The 16372-nt window shown below is 71.9% G+C and carries 21 protein-coding genes; 10 read left to right on the top strand and 11 right to left on the bottom strand.

Annotated elements, in window-relative coordinates; genetic code table 11:
• Positions 1 to 125: 125 nt before the first annotated feature.
• On the bottom strand, positions 126 to 1715 hold the full coding sequence (locus AC07A6_RS35700) for an MDR family MFS transporter (protein ID WP_478779877.1): 1590 nt from the start codon (positions 1713 to 1715) through the stop codon (positions 126 to 128).
• Positions 1716 to 1835: 120 nt separating this feature from the next.
• On the opposite strand from AC07A6_RS35700, the gene AC07A6_RS35705 reads away from it, so the two are divergent.
• Positions 1836 to 2420, top strand: a complete 585-nt coding sequence (locus tag AC07A6_RS35705) for a TetR/AcrR family transcriptional regulator (RefSeq protein ID WP_478779878.1) — start codon at positions 1836 to 1838, stop codon at positions 2418 to 2420.
• 27 nt (positions 2421 to 2447) lie between these two features.
• On the opposite strand, the gene AC07A6_RS35710 is transcribed toward AC07A6_RS35705, so the two are convergent.
• The gene (locus AC07A6_RS35710) at positions 2448 to 2675 is read right to left on the bottom strand and encodes a hypothetical protein (protein WP_478779879.1); all 228 of its coding nucleotides are present in this window, start codon (positions 2673 to 2675) and stop codon (positions 2448 to 2450) included.
• A 20-nt stretch (positions 2676 to 2695) separates the two neighbouring features.
• Positions 2696 to 3013 carry an antibiotic biosynthesis monooxygenase family protein gene (locus AC07A6_RS35715; RefSeq protein ID WP_362468177.1) on the bottom strand — a complete coding sequence of 106 codons (318 nt, stop codon included), beginning with the start codon at positions 3011 to 3013 and terminating at the stop codon, positions 2696 to 2698.
• 194 nt (positions 3014 to 3207) lie between these two features.
• Here AC07A6_RS35715 and ctaD point away from each other — a divergent pair, with 194 nt between their 5' ends.
• Positions 3208 to 4848 (top strand): aa3-type cytochrome oxidase subunit I, encoded by a 1641-nt coding sequence (ctaD, locus tag AC07A6_RS35720; protein ID WP_478779880.1) that lies wholly within the window; start codon positions 3208 to 3210, stop codon positions 4846 to 4848.
• Positions 4838 to 5227 carry an aa3-type cytochrome oxidase subunit IV gene (ctaF, locus tag AC07A6_RS35725; protein ID WP_362468173.1) on the top strand — a complete coding sequence of 130 codons (390 nt, stop codon included), beginning with the start codon at positions 4838 to 4840 and terminating at the stop codon, positions 5225 to 5227. The genes ctaD and ctaF overlap by 11 nt, the downstream gene beginning before the upstream one ends.
• A 1-nt stretch (position 5228) precedes the next feature.
• Here the strand turns inward: ctaF and qcrB are convergent, their stop codons facing one another.
• Positions 5229 to 6860: a cytochrome bc1 complex cytochrome b subunit gene (gene qcrB, locus AC07A6_RS35730; protein WP_478779881.1), complete on the bottom strand. Its 1632-nt coding sequence runs from the start codon at positions 6858 to 6860 to the stop codon at positions 5229 to 5231.
• Positions 6861 to 6954: 94 nt separating this feature from the next.
• Entirely contained in the window at positions 6955 to 7359 is a 405-nt protein-coding gene (locus AC07A6_RS35735; protein ID WP_362468169.1) for a nuclear transport factor 2 family protein, read from the bottom strand.
• A 104-nt stretch (positions 7360 to 7463) separates the two neighbouring features.
• Here AC07A6_RS35735 and AC07A6_RS35740 point away from each other — a divergent pair, with 104 nt between their 5' ends.
• Both AC07A6_RS35740 and AC07A6_RS35745 read left to right on the top strand, forming a co-directional pair.
• On the top strand, positions 7464 to 7997 hold the full coding sequence (locus AC07A6_RS35740; protein WP_478779882.1) for a TetR/AcrR family transcriptional regulator: 534 nt from the start codon (positions 7464 to 7466) through the stop codon (positions 7995 to 7997).
• A 43-nt stretch (positions 7998 to 8040) separates the two neighbouring features.
• Positions 8041 to 8631, top strand: coding sequence for a Uma2 family endonuclease (locus tag AC07A6_RS35745; RefSeq protein ID WP_478779883.1), 591 nt, complete (start codon positions 8041 to 8043; stop codon positions 8629 to 8631).
• Between the two features lie 16 nt (positions 8632 to 8647).
• On the opposite strand, the gene AC07A6_RS35750 is transcribed toward AC07A6_RS35745, so the two are convergent.
• Entirely contained in the window at positions 8648 to 9118 is a 471-nt protein-coding gene (locus AC07A6_RS35750; protein ID WP_478779884.1) for a hypothetical protein, read from the bottom strand.
• A 2-nt stretch (positions 9119 to 9120) separates the two neighbouring features.
• On the bottom strand, positions 9121 to 9306 hold the full coding sequence (locus AC07A6_RS35755; protein ID WP_478779885.1) for a hypothetical protein: 186 nt from the start codon (positions 9304 to 9306) through the stop codon (positions 9121 to 9123).
• Positions 9307 to 9471: 165 nt separating this feature from the next.
• Here AC07A6_RS35755 and AC07A6_RS35760 point away from each other — a divergent pair, with 165 nt between their 5' ends.
• The 4 genes from AC07A6_RS35760 to AC07A6_RS35775 are packed head-to-tail and all read left to right on the top strand — an operon-like array spanning position 9472 to position 12213.
• Positions 9472 to 9900 (top strand): hypothetical protein, encoded by a 429-nt coding sequence (locus AC07A6_RS35760; protein WP_478779886.1) that lies wholly within the window; start codon positions 9472 to 9474, stop codon positions 9898 to 9900.
• 8 nt (positions 9901 to 9908) lie between these two features.
• On the top strand, positions 9909 to 11204 hold the full coding sequence (locus AC07A6_RS35765; protein ID WP_478779887.1) for a hypothetical protein: 1296 nt from the start codon (positions 9909 to 9911) through the stop codon (positions 11202 to 11204).
• 47 nt (positions 11205 to 11251) lie between these two features.
• Positions 11252 to 11749 (top strand): hypothetical protein, encoded by a 498-nt coding sequence (locus AC07A6_RS35770; RefSeq protein WP_478779888.1) that lies wholly within the window; start codon positions 11252 to 11254, stop codon positions 11747 to 11749.
• 2 nt (positions 11750 to 11751) lie between these two features.
• A complete protein-coding gene (locus AC07A6_RS35775; RefSeq protein WP_478779889.1) occupies positions 11752 to 12213 on the top strand; it encodes a hypothetical protein in 462 nt (153 codons plus the stop codon).
• 129 nt (positions 12214 to 12342) lie between these two features.
• On the opposite strand, the gene AC07A6_RS35780 is transcribed toward AC07A6_RS35775, so the two are convergent.
• Positions 12343 to 12936, bottom strand: coding sequence for a hypothetical protein (locus AC07A6_RS35780; RefSeq protein ID WP_478779890.1), 594 nt, complete (start codon positions 12934 to 12936; stop codon positions 12343 to 12345).
• A 112-nt stretch (positions 12937 to 13048) separates the two neighbouring features.
• Here AC07A6_RS35780 and AC07A6_RS35785 point away from each other — a divergent pair, with 112 nt between their 5' ends.
• The gene (locus AC07A6_RS35785; RefSeq protein WP_478779909.1) at positions 13049 to 14146 is read left to right on the top strand and encodes a DNA polymerase III subunit beta family protein; all 1098 of its coding nucleotides are present in this window, start codon (positions 13049 to 13051) and stop codon (positions 14144 to 14146) included.
• On the opposite strand, the gene AC07A6_RS35790 is transcribed toward AC07A6_RS35785, so the two are convergent.
• From AC07A6_RS35790 to AC07A6_RS35800, 3 genes are all read right to left on the bottom strand, one after another.
• Entirely contained in the window at positions 14143 to 14772 is a 630-nt protein-coding gene (locus AC07A6_RS35790) for a hypothetical protein (protein WP_478779891.1), read from the bottom strand. The two genes, AC07A6_RS35785 and AC07A6_RS35790, sit on opposite strands and share 4 nt — an antisense overlap.
• A 105-nt stretch (positions 14773 to 14877) precedes the next feature.
• Positions 14878 to 15354 carry a ricin-type beta-trefoil lectin domain protein gene (locus AC07A6_RS35795; RefSeq protein WP_478779892.1) on the bottom strand — a complete coding sequence of 159 codons (477 nt, stop codon included), beginning with the start codon at positions 15352 to 15354 and terminating at the stop codon, positions 14878 to 14880.
• 401 nt (positions 15355 to 15755) lie between these two features.
• Positions 15756 to 16358: a hypothetical protein gene (locus tag AC07A6_RS35800; protein WP_478779893.1), complete on the bottom strand. Its 603-nt coding sequence runs from the start codon at positions 16356 to 16358 to the stop codon at positions 15756 to 15758.
• Positions 16359 to 16372 lie beyond the last annotated feature (14 nt).

Raw genomic sequence — 16372 nt, forward strand, 5'->3', positions numbered from 1 at the left:
CCACCCCCCCCCCCCCCCCCCCCCCCCCCCCCCCCCCCCCCCCCCCCCCCCCCCCCCCCCCCCCCCCCCCCCCCCCCCCCCCCCCCCCCCCCCCCTCGTCGGTGAACGGGGTGGCGGTCGGCGGCTCAGTGCGCGAAGGAGTCCTGCGGGGCCTGCGCGGCCTTGGCGGGCTCGCCGCCGGCCGGGGCCGGACCGGCGCCCCGCAGCGGGACCTCCTTGACGAACCAGGCGAGCACGAAGCCCAGTACGGCCACGGCCGCGCCCAGCAGGAACGCCGAGTGGGTACCGGCGGCCACGGCGTGCTGGTAGGCGTCGCGCACGGCCTCGGGCAGCTTGGCCATGCTCGCCGCGTCCAGCTGGGCGGCGCCGGCGGACTGCGCGGCCTGCGGGCCGAGCCGCTCGGACATGGTGTCCGTGACGCGGGAGGTGAACAGGGAGCCCATGAGGGCCACGCCGAAGGAACCGCCGAGGGTGCGGAAGAGGGTGGCCGAGGAGGAGGCGACGCCCATGTCCTTCATGTCGACGCTGTTCTGCGCGACCAGCATGGTGATCTGCATCAGGAAGCCGAGACCGGCGCCGAGGACGGCCATGTAGAGGCCGGAGACCAGGCGGGTGGTGCCGGTGTCCATGGTGGCGAGCAGGAACAGGCCGACGACCATCAGCGCGCCGCCGGCGATCGGGAACACCTTGTACTTGCCGCTGCTGGTGGTGATCCGGCCCGCGACGAGCGAGACGGCCATCATCGAGAGCAGCATCGGCAGGAGCAGCAGGCCGGAGTTGGTGGCGGAGGCGCCCTGGACGGCCTGCTGGAAGAGCGGCAGGTAGAGCACGCCGCCGAACATGGCGAAGCCGACGAGGAAGCCGATCACCGACATGAGGGTGAAGTTGCGGCTGCGGAAGATGTGCAGCGGCATGACCGGCTCGGCGGCCTTGGTCTCAGTGTAGAGGAAGGCGGCGAGGGACAGGACGCCGACGGCGATCAGGCCGATGATCTCGGCGGAGCCCCAGGCGTACTCGGTGCCGCCCCAGGTGGTCACGAGGACGGTGGAGGTGATGGCGATGGTCAGCAGGGCCGCGCCGATGTAGTCGATCTTCGGGCGTTCGCCCTGTCCCGCCTTCTTGGGCAGGTGCAGTACGGCACTCACCATCGCCAGGGCGACGGCGCCGAGCGGGAGGTTGATGTAGAAGGACCAGCGCCAGCCCATGTGGTCGGTGATGGTGCCGCCGACCAGCGGGCCGCCGATCATGGCGAGGGCCATCACGCCGGCCATCATGCCCTGGTACTTGCCGCGCTCGCGGGGCGGGATCAGGTCGCCGATGATCGCCATGACGCCGACCATCAGACCGCCGGCGCCCAGGCCCTGGACGGCGCGGAAGCCGATGAGCTGGCCCATGTCCTGGGCCATGCCGCTGAGCGCGGAGCCGACGAGGAAGATGATGATCGAGGTGAGGAAGGAGCCCTTCCGCCCGTACATGTCGCCGATCTTGCCCCAGATGGGCGTCGAGGCGGCGGTGGCCAGGGTGTAGGCGGTGACCACCCAGGAGAGGTGTTCGAGGCCGCCGAGCTCGCCGACGATGGTCGGCATCGCGGTACCGATGATCATGTTGTCGAGCATGGCGAGCAGCATTGCGATCATGAGGGCCATGAGGACGACACGCACGCTGCGCGGCTTCACCTCCTCGGCGCCCGCTGCCTGCTTGGTGTTCTCCGCCATGTCCACTCCCCGTTCACACGCAACTGCGCCGGGTACTTACTTGTCGCCCGGCTAGTTCACTACACTGGGGAAGGTAGACCCGTCACTAGCCGGGCGTCAAGTAAGTACTCGGGGAGAGCCATGTCCAGCACCAGTCCGCAGCAGCCGCGCCGTGGCAACACGCGCCAGCGCATCCAGGACGTCGCACTGGAGCTCTTCGCCGAGCAGGGGTACGAGAAGACCTCGCTGCGGGAGATCGCGGAGCGGCTGGAGGTCACGAAGGCGGCGCTGTACTACCACTTCAAGACCAAGGAAGACATCATCATCAGCGTCTTCGACGACCTGACCCGGCCGATCGACGAGCTGATCGAGTGGGCGCAGCAGCAGCCGAAGACGCTGGAGACCAAGCGGGAGATCCTGCGCCGCTACAGCGAGGCCATGGCGGCGGGCGCCCCGCTGTACCGCTTCATGCAGGAGAACCAGGCCACGATGCGGGAGCTGAGCATCGGGGAGACGGTCAAGCGCCGGCTGTTCACCCTGGTGGAACTGCTGCGCAACGACGAGGGCCCGCTGGCGGACCAGGTGCGCTGCGTGAGCGCCCTGTTCACTCTGCACGCGGGGATGATGTTCCTCCAGCACGTGGAGGGGGACCCGGAGGAGACCCGGCTGGCGGCCCTGGACGTCGCCACGGACCTGATCACCCGCGCCCACCACGGCGACGCGTAGCCGCCGGCGGCGGGCCGGGCGGGGGACTCAGGCCCCGTCGCCGCCCTCCCGGTCGGCCGCGCGCTTCGCGGCGAGGGTCCGGCGCAGTGCCGGAACGGCGATGCCGAGGGAGGAGCCGAGGGCCAGGCCGAGGCCTATGTTGTCGAACACCAGGAGCCCGAGCAGGAGGCCGACGGACACTCCGGCCGACAGGCCGGCGGCGGTGTCCCTGCCGTAAGCGGCCTCGTCCGCGGCGGTCTTGTCTTCATGCGTCATGCACGCATTGTGTCAGCCGATCACCTGTCCACGGCCATGGCCAGTTCGAACACGCCGCTGGCCATGTCCTCGCACAGGGCCCGGCAGGCACCGAAGAGTTCGGCGAACTCGGGCATCGACTGCCAGTCCTTCATGGCCTGCACGTCGGTCCAGCGGGACACGGACACGAAGTGGCCCGGTTCGTTGAGGTCGCGGATCAGCCGGGCGTGCAGGAACCCGTCGACGGAACCGTTGGTCCAGGTCAGGAACTCCGTCCAGCGCAGGATGAACTCCGCCTCCTGGCCCGCGCGCACCTGCCAGTTCCCGGAAGCCCAGTACCTGTTCGTCTCTTCGGACATCGCACACCACCTCGGGAGTCGCCCCCTCCCCCAGACTAGGCCGGGACGCGCGTCCCGGCCCGTCCGGGCGGCGGACGGCATCGCCCGGTCGGCGGCACCGGCTCCCGGCACGCGGCGCGGCGCGGCGGCGGCCGGGCGGGGAGGCGGTAGGGCATGGGGGTGCACGCTCGGCGGCGACGCTCCCTGGAGGCCCGATGACAGCGGTGGACCACGCGGCCCGGACCGAGCGGCGGGTGCGGCAGGGCTCCGCGGTGCTGCGCCTGCTGACGACCACCGACCACAAGACCATCGGCAACCTCTACCTGGCGACGGCCTTCGGCTTCTTCCTCTTCGCCGGCGTCCTCGCCCTGGTCATGCGGGCCGAACTCGCCCGCCCCGGGCTCCAGATCCTCTCGAACCAGCAGTACAACGAGGCGTTCACCATCCACGCCACGATCATGATGCTGCTCTTCGCGACGCCGACCTTCACGGGCTTCGCCAACGCGGTGATGCCGCTCCAGATCGGCGCGCCCGACGTGGCCTTCCCCCGGCTGAACGCCTTCACCTACTGGGTCTACCTCTTCGGCGGGCTGATGGTGGTCTCCGGGTTCCTCACCGCCGACGGGGCCGCCGCCTTCGGGTGGTTCGCGTACGCCCCGCTCAACGGGGCGGTGTTCTCCCCGGGCACGGGCCCCGACCTGTGGGTGATGGGGCTGGCGGTGGCGGGGCTCAGCACGATCCTGGGCGCCGTCAACTTCATCACCACGGTCATCTGCCTGCGCGCGCCCGGCATGACGCTCTTCCGGATGCCGGTCTTCACCTGGAACGTGCTGTTCACCTCGGTCCTGGCGCTGCTTGCCTTCCCCGTGTTCACCGCCGCCCTGCTGGCCCTGGAGGCGGACCGCAAGTTCGGCGCGCACGTCTTCGACCCGGCGAACGGCGGCGCACTGTTGTGGCAGCACCTGTTCTGGTTCTTCGGGCATCCCGAGGTCTACATCGTGGCCCTGCCGTTCTTCGGCGTGGTCAGCGAGATCCTGCCGGTCTTCAGCCGCAAGCCCATGTTCGGGTACGTGTCCCTGATCGGGGCCACGATCGCCATCACCGGCCTGTCCGCGACCGTGTGGGCCCACCACATGTTCGCCACCGGCGCCGTGCTGCTCCCCTTCTTCTCCCTGCTGTCGTTCCTGATCGCGGTGCCGACGGGGGTGAAGTTCTTCAACTGGATCGGGACCATGTGGAAGGGCTCGCTCTCCTTCGAGACCCCGATGCTGTGGTCCATCGGGTTCCTCGTCACCTTCCTGCTGGGCGGGCTGACCGGGGTGCTGGTCGCCTCGCCGCCGCTGGACTTCCACCTGACCGACAGCTACTTCGTCGTCGCCCACCTCCACTACGTCCTCTTCGGCACGATCGTCTTCGCCACCTTCGGCGGCCTCTACTTCTGGTGGCCCAAGCTGACCGGGCGGATGCTGGACGAGCGGCTCGGCAGGATCCACTTCTGGACCCTGTTCACCGGCTTCCAGATCACCTTCCTGGTCCAGCACTGGCTGGGCGAGGCGGGCATGCCCCGCCGGTACGCCGACTACCTCGCGGCCGACGGGTTCACCCTGCTCAACACCGTCTCCACGATCGGCTCCTTCCTGCTCGGCCTGTCCACGCTGCCGTTCCTCTACAACGTGTGGCGCACGCGGCGGTACGGCGAGCCGGTCGCCGTCGACGACCCGTGGGGCTGGGGCCGCTCCCTGGAGTGGGCGACCTCCTGCCCGCCGCCCCGGCACAACTTCCACGCCCTGCCCCGGATCCGTTCGGAATCCCCGGCCTTCGACCTTCACCACCCGGAGGTGCCCGTTGAGAGGTGAGGCCTGGCTCTTCACCGGTACGGCCCTGTTCTTCGGGGCCACCACCGCCGTCTACGCGTGGCTGTCCGACGAGCCGGCGGGCATCGCCGCGCTCTGCGTGTCCTTCGTGATGTCGGCCCTGGTCGCGGCCTTCCTGTGGCGGCAGCACCGGCGGGGCGGGGAACGCCCGGAGGACCGTGCGGACGCCGAGGTGCGGGAGGCCGGCGGGCGGCGGGTCTTCTTCCCGGCCCGCAGCCTCTACCCCGTGCTGACGGCGGCCGGGAGCGCGCTGGTCGGGCTGGGCGTGGTGCAGGGGCTGTGGCTGTGCCTGATCGGCTTCGGGGTGCTGCTGCCGGGCGTCCTCGGCTTCGCCTTCCAGAACCTGGACCACCCGGAGTAGCTCAGACGGCTTCCGGGGGCTCGGGCCGGTCCGGGCCGGCGAGGGCGGCGGCGGCCTTCCGGCGCTGCTCCGGGGTGAGCGGGTACGGGACGCGGTCACGGTGGAACCAGGCGCTGACGGCCGCCCGGGTGCGGTTCAGGACCCGGCGCGGCAGGGGCCGGGTGGGGTCGCCGTCGTACTCCAGCGGCGCGGGCAGGTCCCGGGCGAGCATGGCGTACCGCTCGCCGGACGGGAGCGCCTCGTAGCGCGGGTGGAAGGCGCCCTCCGCGTCCTGCACCGCCAGACCGGTCTCCGCGCCCTCCGTCAGCAGCTCCCGCTCGTGCGACTGGAGGGCCAGGCACAGCCGCCGGGTCAGCCAGAACACCGCCGCCGGCACGGCGAAGAGGGCGGCGCGCAGCGTCCAGGTCAGCGGGGGCAGGGGCAGGGCGAAGACGAAGGCCAGGATGTCCTGGGCCCCGGCGAGGAGCAGCACCGCGTACCAGGACAGGGCCGCCGCGCCGAGGGCCGTGCGGACCGGCCGGTCGCGGGGGCGGTCGCACAGGTGCCGCTCGCCGGTGTCGCCGGTGATCCAGCGTTCGAAGAAGGGGTAGGCGTAGAGCACGGTGAACATCAGGCCGGGCATGAGGACGGCCGTCACCAGCGGGTTCCAGGAGATGGTGTGCCCCCACACGCGGGTCTCGACCCCGGGCATCAGCCGCAGGGCGCCCTCCAGGAAGCCGATGTACCAGTCGGGCTGGGAGCCGTCGGAGACCAGGTCGGTGCGGTAGGGCCCGTACACCCAGATGGGGTTGACCTGCGCGACGGCGGCGAGCGCGGCGAGGACCCCGAAGACGGCGAGGAAGAGGCCGCCGGACTTGGCCAGGTACTGGGGGAAGAAGGGCAGGCCCACGGCGTTGCGGGCGGTGCGGCCGGGGCCCGCCCAGTGGGTGTGCTTGAGGTGGAACACGAGCAGCAGGTGCACGGTGACCAGCCCCAGCAGCAGGCCGGGGACCAGCAGGACGTGCACCGGGTAGAGGCGGGGGACGATGTCCTGGCCGGGGAACTCGCCGCCGAAGGCGAGGCAGCTCAGGTAGGTGCCGGCGACGGGGACGGACAGCATGACGCCCTGGGCGATGCGCAGCCCGGTGCCGGACAGCAGGTCGTCGGGGAGCGAGTAGCCGGCGAAGCCCTCCAGCATCGCCAGCATGAACAGGGTCACCCCGATCACCCAGTTCAGCTCGCGGGGGCGGCGGAAGGCGCCGGTGAAGAAGATCCGGAGCATGTGCGCACCGATGGCGGCGAGGAAGACGATCGCCGCCCAGTGGTGGATCTGGCGGATCAGCAGGCCGCCGCGGACGTCGAAGCTGATGCGGAGTGTGGAGAGGTAGGCCTGCGACATGAGGACGCCGCGCAGCGGCTCGTACGAGCCCTGGTAGGGGGTCTCGCGCATCGAGGGGTCGAAGAAGAGCGTCAGGTAGACGCCGGTCAGCATCAGGACGACGAAGCTGTAGAGGGCCAGTTCCCCCAGCAGGAAGGACCAGTGGTCGGGGAACACCTTCCGCAGCACCCCGCGGGTGAGCTCCGCCAGTGGCAGCCGCTCGTCGAGGGCCCCGGCTGCCCGCGCCGCCCGCTTCCCGCGCTTGGACTCCGGCACCGGCCTGCACCTCCTGCCCGCGCGCACCGCCCGGCGCGTACGCCACGCCAAGCTACCGAAACGGGGCAGGAGGGTACGGGACGGACACGGCCGGTCAGGCGCGGAGCCGCCGTTCGGACTCCTCGATGGGGACGTCGTTGATGCTGGCCTCGCGGCGGCGCATCAGGCCGTCGTCATCGAACTCCCACTGCTCGTTGCCGTGGCTGCGCCACCACTGGCCGCCGGCGTCGTGCCACTCGTACTCGAAGCGGACGGAGATGCGGTTGCCGGTGTACGCCCACAGCTCCTTGCGCAGGCGGTAGTCCAGCTCGCGCTCCCACTTCTCGGCGAGGAAGGCGCGGATCTCGGCGCGGCCGGTGAGGAAGCGGTCGCGGTTGCGCCAGACGGAGTCCTCGGAGTAGGCGAGGGCGATGCGCGCGGGGTCGCGGGTGTTCCAGGCGTCCTCGGCCGCCTGGACCTTGGCGCGGGCGGTCTCCTCGGTGAACGGGGGCTTGAGCACGGCGGGTTCCTCTCGGATCGCAGATCGAAGATCGGAGAACGTTCGTTCTCAAGGTAGAGAACGAACGTTCTCACCGCAAGCGTTTCTGAACTACCCTTCACCCCATGGACGACGAAGAGGCCCGCACCCGACTGCTCGACGCGGCGGAGGCGCTGTTCTACGCCGAGGGCATCCAGGCCGTCGGCATGGACCGCATCCGCACGGAGTCGGGCGTGCCGCTCAAGCGGCTCTACCGCCTCTTCCCGGCGAAGGAAGCCCTGGTCGCCGCCTACCTGGAGCGGCGCGACGCCCGCTGGATCGGCGGCCTGCGGGAGGCGGTGGCGGGGGCCGGGGAACCGGTTCCGGCGGTGTTCGACTGGCTGGCGCGGTGGTTCTCGGAGCCGGACTTCCGCGGCTGCGCCTTCCTCAACGCGTACGGGGAACTCGGCGCGGGCCCCGCGGCGGTGCTGGACGTCGTACGCCGCCACAAGGCGGAGCTGCGCTCCCTGCTGGGCACCCTGACCGACTCCCCCGCCCTCGCCGACCAGCTCCTCATCCTGGCCGAGGGCGCCACGGTGGTCGCCGCCCTCACCCCGGGCCCGGAACCGGCCCTCCGCGCCCGCGAGGCCGCGCTGCGACTGCTGGAGGCGGCGGGCTGAGACACCGGGGCGCAGCGCCGCCCGAAGGACTACGGTGACAGCCATGCGTGAGCGGAACCGGCCCGCGGAGGCCGAGCCCCATCGAGACCCGGCTTTCGAGAACATGCTGCGCACGGTCGAGGAGATGGACACCCCGGAGGGCTACAAGGCCGAACTCATCCGGGGAAAGATCATCGTTTCCCCCTGGCCGGAGCTGCGGTGCATGCGGCCCATGCTCAGCTTGCGGGAGCAGTTGGGGAGGCACGCCCCCGAAGACCACGTCGCGGATTCCGCGCCCTTCCTGTTCAGCTTCCCGTCAGTCGGCCGTGCCTACGGACCGAACTTCTACGTCGTCGACCGCGCCGCCTTCCTGACGGAGGAGCGGCACGGTGACGGGGAGGCCCTGAGTCTCGTCGCGGAGTTCACGTCTACCTCCACCAGGGACGCCGACTGGCAGGAGAAGCTCCAGGTCTACGGCCGGCTGGTGCCCGTGTACCTCGTGGTCGACATGCAGGAGGAAGAGATCACCTGCTTCTCCGACCCCTCCCCGCAGGGCTACCGCGCCCACAGGACGGTCTCCTTCGGCACCCCCCTGCCGGTACCCGCCCCCTTTTCGTGCGAGATCGACACGACGGCTTTCAAGGCGGCGGGCTGAGCCGGCCGGGGGCCGGTCACCACCTGAAGAGGACGCCTCGCCAGGTCCAGCCCGCGGCGAGGACCGTGTTCCGCAGGGGGTCCTTCATGTCCCGGGAGTCGTAGCGGAAGGTCTCGACCAGGCGCCGGCGGCCGTCCGGGCCCTTCTGGAACTCCCACTCACGGGCGATCCTGGTCGAGCCCCCGCGGCCGTACTGCCTGCTGCCGGAGTACTCGTGCGAGAGGTTGCCCCACTGCTCTTCGAGCGTGCGCACCTCGCGGGTGCCGGGCACCAGGCGAAGCCGGATCTTGACAGTCAGGTCCAGCTTCGCGATCCGGCGCTCCGCCACCAGGTCGGCCTTCTCCTTCGGGAAGGCATGGCGTACGCGGAACGGCGCGTCGGGGCCGCCCAGCGCGAGCAGCGCTTCCCGGAGCTCCATGGTGGGCAGGGGCTTGATCCCCCTGCCGGGGTACTTGGTGCCGGTGACCTTGTCCCAGAGGCGGCCCATGGTCAGTCCTCCGCCACGTCGTCCGGGCGCACGGTGCGCACGAAGTCCTGGAAGTCCGCCAGGACGCTGTCGTACTGGTCCCGGCGGACGTCGTCCGCGACGGCCGCGAAGGTGATCCGCTGGGCCGGAACGGGCCGCCGGCCCGTCGGCAGCGTGAACGCGATCGGCACGGGCAGTGTCGTGGGCATCCCTGAACCTCCTTCCGCGGAAACGTACATCAGTCGAACCAGCTGCCGATCTCGTGGGCCACACCGGGCCGGTTGAGGGACTGTCATGACCCGGTAACGGCTGATGGCCGGGCGGAAGTTGCCGTGCATATGATCGGACTCTTCCGACGGGGGGGAGCGCAGGACATGGCAGAGGACACCACCCACCAGGACCCGGTGGCCGGCATGCGGCTCAACCACGTACCGCCGGAGCCCTCCTCCCCCGGGCGCGGCAGCGCGGGCGGCCTCGGCGCACCCGGGGACTTCGCCTCGACGCCGGCCCAGAAGAAGGCGGCGGCCGGCGTCATCGAGACCGAGCTGGAGCCGAACACGAGGAAGGCCTCGGAGCACGCCGACGATGCCACCGGCAACGCCGTGAAGGGCTTCGACGGCTGGGAGACGGCAGCCGGACTGAAGACCCTGGCGGACACCTGGGACCGGCAGGTCAAGGCGCTGATGGGCCGCCTGTCGGCGGAGAAGGCCTCCCTGCGCGGTGCCTCCGGCCTCTTCGCACGCAACGACATCGGCACGGGCAGCAGCTTCCTGACGCCCGGTTCGAAACTGAACGGCCTCTAGGGGGAACGGTGGCGCTGGACTACTACGAGGTCATGACCACCGACCTGGGCCTGCTGACGACGGCCGCGGGCAAGTGGGAGGCCATGGCCGGAGAACTGGGAAAGGTCGAGACCCGCTACAAGGAGACCGTCCAGACGGTCACCGTCGGCCCGGACTGGCAGGGCCTCAGCGCCGGAACCGCCCGCACCCGCTTCGAGGCGACCCGCTACGAGTACGCGGCCGCGCAGGTCCAGGCCAAGGCGGTCGCGAGCCTGCTGCGCGACGCGCACGAGAGGTTCACCGACCTCAGGAAGAAGCTCGAAAGCGCGCGGGACGACGCGATCGCCGCCGGCATGACCGTGTCCGAGCAGGGGCGCGTCGCCTTCGACTACGCCAGGCTCACCCCGGCCGAGCGCAGCGCCTACCACCACGACCCCGACGGCCAGAAGACGGTCGCCGATGCCGTCACCAAGTGGCAGCGGCACGTCGACGACCGGGTGAAGGCCGTCGCGGAGCTCGACCAGGGCGTCAAGGTGGCCCTGGTCCGCGCCAGTACGGACAGCAACAAGGACGCCTTCGGCAAGGGCGCCGACGCGAGCCTCAGCGGGTTCAACGCGGGCGCCGAAGGCGACCTGACCAAGGCCATGAAGCCGGACGAGCCCGGCCCCGGCGCGCAGCCGAACGGCAAGACCGGGGTCACCGTCACCGGCCCCAAGTACGGCAAGGAGGGCTCGGTCAAGGCGTACGCGGACCTCTTCCACGAGACCGCCCAGGGCGACACGGCCCTGGGCGACCTGAAGCTGTCCGGGATCGCCGACGCCTACGGCGGCGGCAGGGCCACCGCGAACTTCGGCCTCACCGAGCAGGGCGCCAACGCCAAGGCCGAGGCGTCCGCGGGCGTACGGGGACTGGCCGAGGGCCGGGCCCAGTACGGCTACGTCGGGGACTACGGCCGGGCCGAGGGTTTCGCGGGCGCCGAGGCGGGTGTGAGCGCCAAGGCCACCAAGGACGAGCTGTCCGTCGGCGCCAAGGCGTTCGCGGGGGCCAAGGGGACCCTGGCCGGGGGCGCGGAGGCCTTCGGCATCGGCGTCGGCGTGAACGCCGAGGGATGGGCCGGCCCCGGAGCGGAGGCCTGGTGGGGCTACAAGAAGGACGAGGAGACCGGCAAGTGGAAGATCGGCGGTGACGCGGGGCTCTCCCCCATCGTCGGCGGCAAGGTGGGTCTGGAGATCACCATCGATCCGGGCAAGATATCCGACGCCCTCGGCGACGCCGCCGACGCACTGGGCGACGCGGCCCACGCCGTCGGCGGATGGTTCGACTGATGTACGTTCCCGAGGACCACGCGCGAACCGTGGAAGGAGGGCCCCGAATGCCCGCGACACTGCCCGTGCCGATCGAATTCTCCCTGCCGGACGGCTGGCTCCCCGCCAAACCGGACGGGCTGGACGCCGAGGGGGTGGCCTTCGCCGCGGTGCATCCGCGACCTGATGCCGGGTACGCCGCCAACATCACCGTCGACGGCGGCTTCCCCGTCGCGCCCCCGACCCTGGCGGAGCTGGCCGACGCGTCGGTGGAACGGCTGCGCGGCACCGCCGCCCGGGTGGAGGTGGCCGACCGCCGCGAGGCCGGCTCGGCGGACGCTCCGGCCCTGGTCCAGCGCCTGTCGCTCTCGGCCGTCGCCGGCGGCACCCGCCGCGACCTCGTCCAGTCCCAGGTGTACCTGTTGCTGACGGACGTCGCGGACCCGCTCGCGAGCGCCGTGATCAGGCTGACCCTCACCGCCACCGCGGCACAGCACGACGCCGTCCTGGGAGAGTTCCAGGACTTCGTGCGCAGCGTACGGCCGGACACCGGGACGGGGACGTAGCCGTGGGCTTCAAGGACAGGTGGACCGGCACCAGGCACCCGCGCGCCGGCACCCCGGCACGGCCCGCCGCGGAGGTCCGGGCCGCGCTCCTCGCGGTCAGCGGTCCGGACGCACGGTTCAGCGTGCGCGAGGGCTCCGCGAAGGAAGGCGCCGACCTGGTGGCGGAGTTCGAGTTCCCGCCCCTGGACCTGACCCTGAGGACCCGGATGCGCCTGAACCCAGCGGCGCACGAGGTGCGGGTCCTCGAGGAGCGCTGGGAGCCGTCGTCCGAGGGGGCCCGCAGGCAGTACGGGCGCGGGCCGGCGGACAAGGTGTACCGACAGTGGGAGGTCAAGGCCGGGCCGGACGGGCGCCGGCACAAGGCCGAGACGTTCCGCTTCGCCACGCAGGACATGCGGGGACCCCTGCAACGAGCGGTCCTCGGCGCGGGCTGGACCTGGCGCGGCGTACTGCTGCGGCTCTGACCCGCCGACACCGTCATGCCCGCGGCGACCGCGTCGTCGCGGGCGCTCTCCGGCTTCGCCTTGAGGTCGGCGAACGGCTTCGATCACATGCACGACCGTCCCGGACTCGGCGGGCTGCCCGACGGGCCGTCAGCGGCAGTCGACCCCGTGCAGGGCCGGCATCACGGGGTCGCCCTCGCGGCCGTGCAGCGTCAGGACCCCCGCCCGTTCGCCCCACTCCAGTTCGTACCGGCCTGCGGCGACGGGGCGCATGTTGTCGTCGGCGGTCCAGGAGCTGCCCGGCAGGGCGAAGCCGAACCCCTTCACCGCGTAGACGCTGCCGTCGCCCATCACGAGGAACGAGTTCTCTCGCACCACGGCCCGGCAGCCGTCCGGCCCCGCCGGTTCCAGCACCCGGTACTCGGCCCCCACGTCCCCCAGCCCGCCGAGCCCGATGCCGGTCGCGGCCACCACGACGGGCAGGGTGAACGCCGCCCACCACCATCCGGTCACGGCCCGCGCCGGGGGGCGCCGCCGCGACAGCCGGTAAATCCGTACGGCTGCGGCGGCCAGCAGCAGGATCCCGCCGAGCACCCAGTGCGGCAGCACCCACCCCGGCACGACCAGGATCAGTTCGGTCCAGCCGACGACGGCGGCGAGCACCGCGCACACGAGGGCGAGGACGAACGGCCGGTCCACCGCCGCCGCCTCCCGCCGCCGCTCCGGCTCCGCTTCCGTCTCCATCCCCCCACCCTACGGCGCCGATCGGCGACAAATGATCATGACGGCACCCGGCGGGCTTGACCCTCGACCTGGTGGAGGGACGAGAGTTCCGGGCGTGGAGAACGAGAACGAGATGCGCAGCATCGGTGAGATGGCCCGGGACAGCGGGCTGGGCGTGAGCGCCCTGCGGTTCTACGACGGAGCCGGGGTGCTGGTCCCGGACTGGGTGGACCCGGTGAGCGGGTACCGCTGGTACGGGCCCGGCCAGCTGGACGAGGCGCGCCTGCTGGCGCACCTGCGGCGGGCCGGCATGCCGCTGGCCGACATCCGGCTGGTGACGGCCGGCTGGTCCGGGTCCGACACCGCCCTGGTGCTGAAGCTGCTCTCGGAGCACCTGCTCCGGCTGGAGCGGGGGCTCTCCGACGCCCGCCGCGCGTTCTCCACGGTCCGCACCCTTCTCGACGCCAGGGAGACCCCGATGAGTTCGACCTTCGCCCACCCGCACACCGCCGCCGTCCGCCTGACCGTGTCCGCACCCGGGCTGGCCGCCGCGCTGGACGCGGTCCGGTTCGCCGCGAGCACCGACCCGGAGCTGCCGATGCTCGGCGGCGTCCTGTTCGACGCCGAGGACGGGACGCTGCGGGTCGTCGCCACCGACCGGTACCGGCTGGCCGTTTCGGCGACCGCCGTCACCGGCGCCGGGGGGTACGACGGCTCCCGCGTCCAGGCCGTCGTCCCGTCCCCGCTGGTCGACGCGATGCGGGCGCTGCTCGGTGCCGAAGGGTCCGCGGAGCTGCGTATCGAGGGGGACGGGGTGGTCCTGGAGGCCGGGGAGCGGCAGGCGGGCGGGCGGTGCGGCGGGACCGGCTTCCCCGACTACCGCCGGCTCTCGCGGCTGCCGGCCGGGCGGCGGGCCCCGGTGGACGTGCCCGCGTTCCGGGAGGCGCTGCTGGCCGGCCCCGTACGGAGCCAGGTGCGGGAGCAGGACGGTGCGGCGTACGAGGTGAGCGTGCTGGAGGTGACGGACGGGGGGACGGTGTCGGTCCGCGAGCACGCCTCGGCCGGGGACCGGGTCGGCGTCAACCGCGCCTTCCTGCTGGAGGCCTTGGCCGCGGCGGACCGGGACCGCCTGGTCCTGGAGGCCGGGACCGGCCCGAGGCCGCTGACCATCAGCCGCAGCGACGACGCGGAGACGTACTCGATGCTCATGCCGGTGGTGGTGGAGGATTAGACCGTGCCGAGGGGCGTGTTTCCGACCGGGGCCGCGCCCCCGCCGGAGTCGTGGTGTCCGGCGAGCAATCGCCTGCGGTGGCGTCGGCGGCGGACGGCGGTGACGAGGGCGATGACGATGCCGAGGGTGACGCCGAGGATCGGGAGGGCGATGGCCACCACCAGCCATCCCGCGAGCGCGAAGTAGCCTCCGGAGTTCCCGATGGCGTACGCGCGTGAGGCCGGGGAGGAACAGGCGATGCGGTAGTCGCCCGCTTGGGACACCTCGATGGTGTGGAGCGGGTTCCAGGTCTCGTGACGGGTGAGGAACACGTCGATCCGCGGCTCGGTGAGACGGGGGTCGCCCGGCCCGGTGATGGTGCACTTCGGTTCGGCGGGCGGGCCGAATTCCTCGTCCCTGATCCAGAGGGACTTCTCGCTCCCCGGCTCCAGCCCCAGGGTGACGGCTTCGCCGCCGGCGAACCGGTGGCCGGTGTCCACGGCGTCGGTCGTGGCGTCGAACCGGAAGGCGCCGATGACCACGCCCGTCACGATCAGCACGACGGCGATCACGCCCGCCGTGGCGTACCAATGGCGGCCGGGTCGGAGTTCGTTGGCCGGTATCCGTGGCGATGGGGAGGGATTCACCCGCACACCCTAGATCGCCGAGACCGGCCGACGAGCCGCCGGGGCCCGGATCCAGGCCGGGGGTCCCGCGCCCGGGGCGGGCGGCGCCGGGCGCGGGAGCGGGGGTCAGGCGAGGGCGAGGCTGATCTGGTCGTTGAAGACCACCCAGTTCTGCCCGCGGTCGGCGGCATCGCAGGGCTTCGTGGAGAGGTTCGGGGTCCCCCAGGCGTTGGCGAAGCAGTACGCCGGGGCGAAGGCGAGGGAGATCTTCTGGCCGTCGACGTTCCAGTACTGCCCCTGGTCGTTGGGGTTGCACGGCTTCGTGGAGACGTCCGGGGTCCCCCAGTTGTTGGCCAGGCAGTAGCCGCGGGCGTTGGTGAGGGCGATCTGGTGGCCCGAGACGGTCCAGTGCTGGCCCCGGTCCGCGGCGTCGCAGGGCTTCGTGGACACGTTCGGGGTGTCCCAGGCGTTGGCGAGGCAGTACCGGCCGGGAACGGCGGCCTGCTGGACGGCGCCCGCCGCGCCAGCCGTACCGGCCGGCAGGAGGGAAGCGGTCAGGGCGAGCGCGGCGAGGGCGAGCGTCTTGCGGAGGGCGACGGCCATGATGCGGATTCCGTTCTCTGCGCAGGCAGGAGTGATTCACTCAAGCCAAAAGGAGGGGGTTATCCGGCTCGGATCCGAGCACATGGAAATTGATACCAGCGGCCACCGGACGGTCAATTGGATTGGACGGACCCTTCACCCGGAACGAGCAGTCACCGGATGATCCGATGACCGGCGATTGGCCGATCAACCCCCCTCCGGGGCGCAAAACAGCCACCCCATCACACCCCGCCCCACCTGCATGGATGGCTGAAAATCCACGGCCCGACACACCGAGTCCGCCCTGCGCCGCACCCCTGCGCAGGGCAGATCCAAACCTCGGACGCGACGCCCCGCATGCGGAAACGTTCCGCACGCGCATTTTCGCGCCGAATTCATGCGGCAGGCGAATCCGGAGGGAATTACCGGGCCGCCCGCAGGGCCGCGGAAAGGGCGGCGGGGAAGTCGGCCGAGGCATACACGGTCCTGGCGTCGACCACCCCGGCGGCGCCCAGGTCCAGACGTACGGGCGGGTCCAGGTGCACGGCCACGTCCAGCGAGTCGCTCACCGAGCAGGCCACCGCGTCCGGCTCCCCCGGCACGGGCCGCGGCCCCCGGCCGTCCACGGTACGGATCACCGGCGCCACGGACCGGACCGCCGAGCGCGGCAGCGCCACGTCCCCGAGGAACCCGGTGCGCAGGACCAGCCGCTCGGCGTCCACCTGGTGCGGATGCCGGACCAGGGAGGCCACCAGGGCGAGCCCGCCCACGATCAGCAGCACCTCCAGCGCCGCGTGGGCGGGCCGGAGCGGGGGCGGGACCATCGAGGACACGAGGAACGAGGTCACGAACTCGACGGCGACCAGCGGCAGCACCAGCTGCCGCACCCCGCCCGAGTGCCGCACCCCCGGCACCGCCGGCCGCCGCACGACCACCTCCGCCAGCGACCGCACCAGCACCTTCACGGCACCGACCCTGCCCGGCCCTGCCGTCACCGCCCCCGTCACCCACTCCGTCGCAGCCACTCGCCCGCTCCCCA

The organism is Streptomyces sp. NPDC044002, from assembly GCF_056434525.1.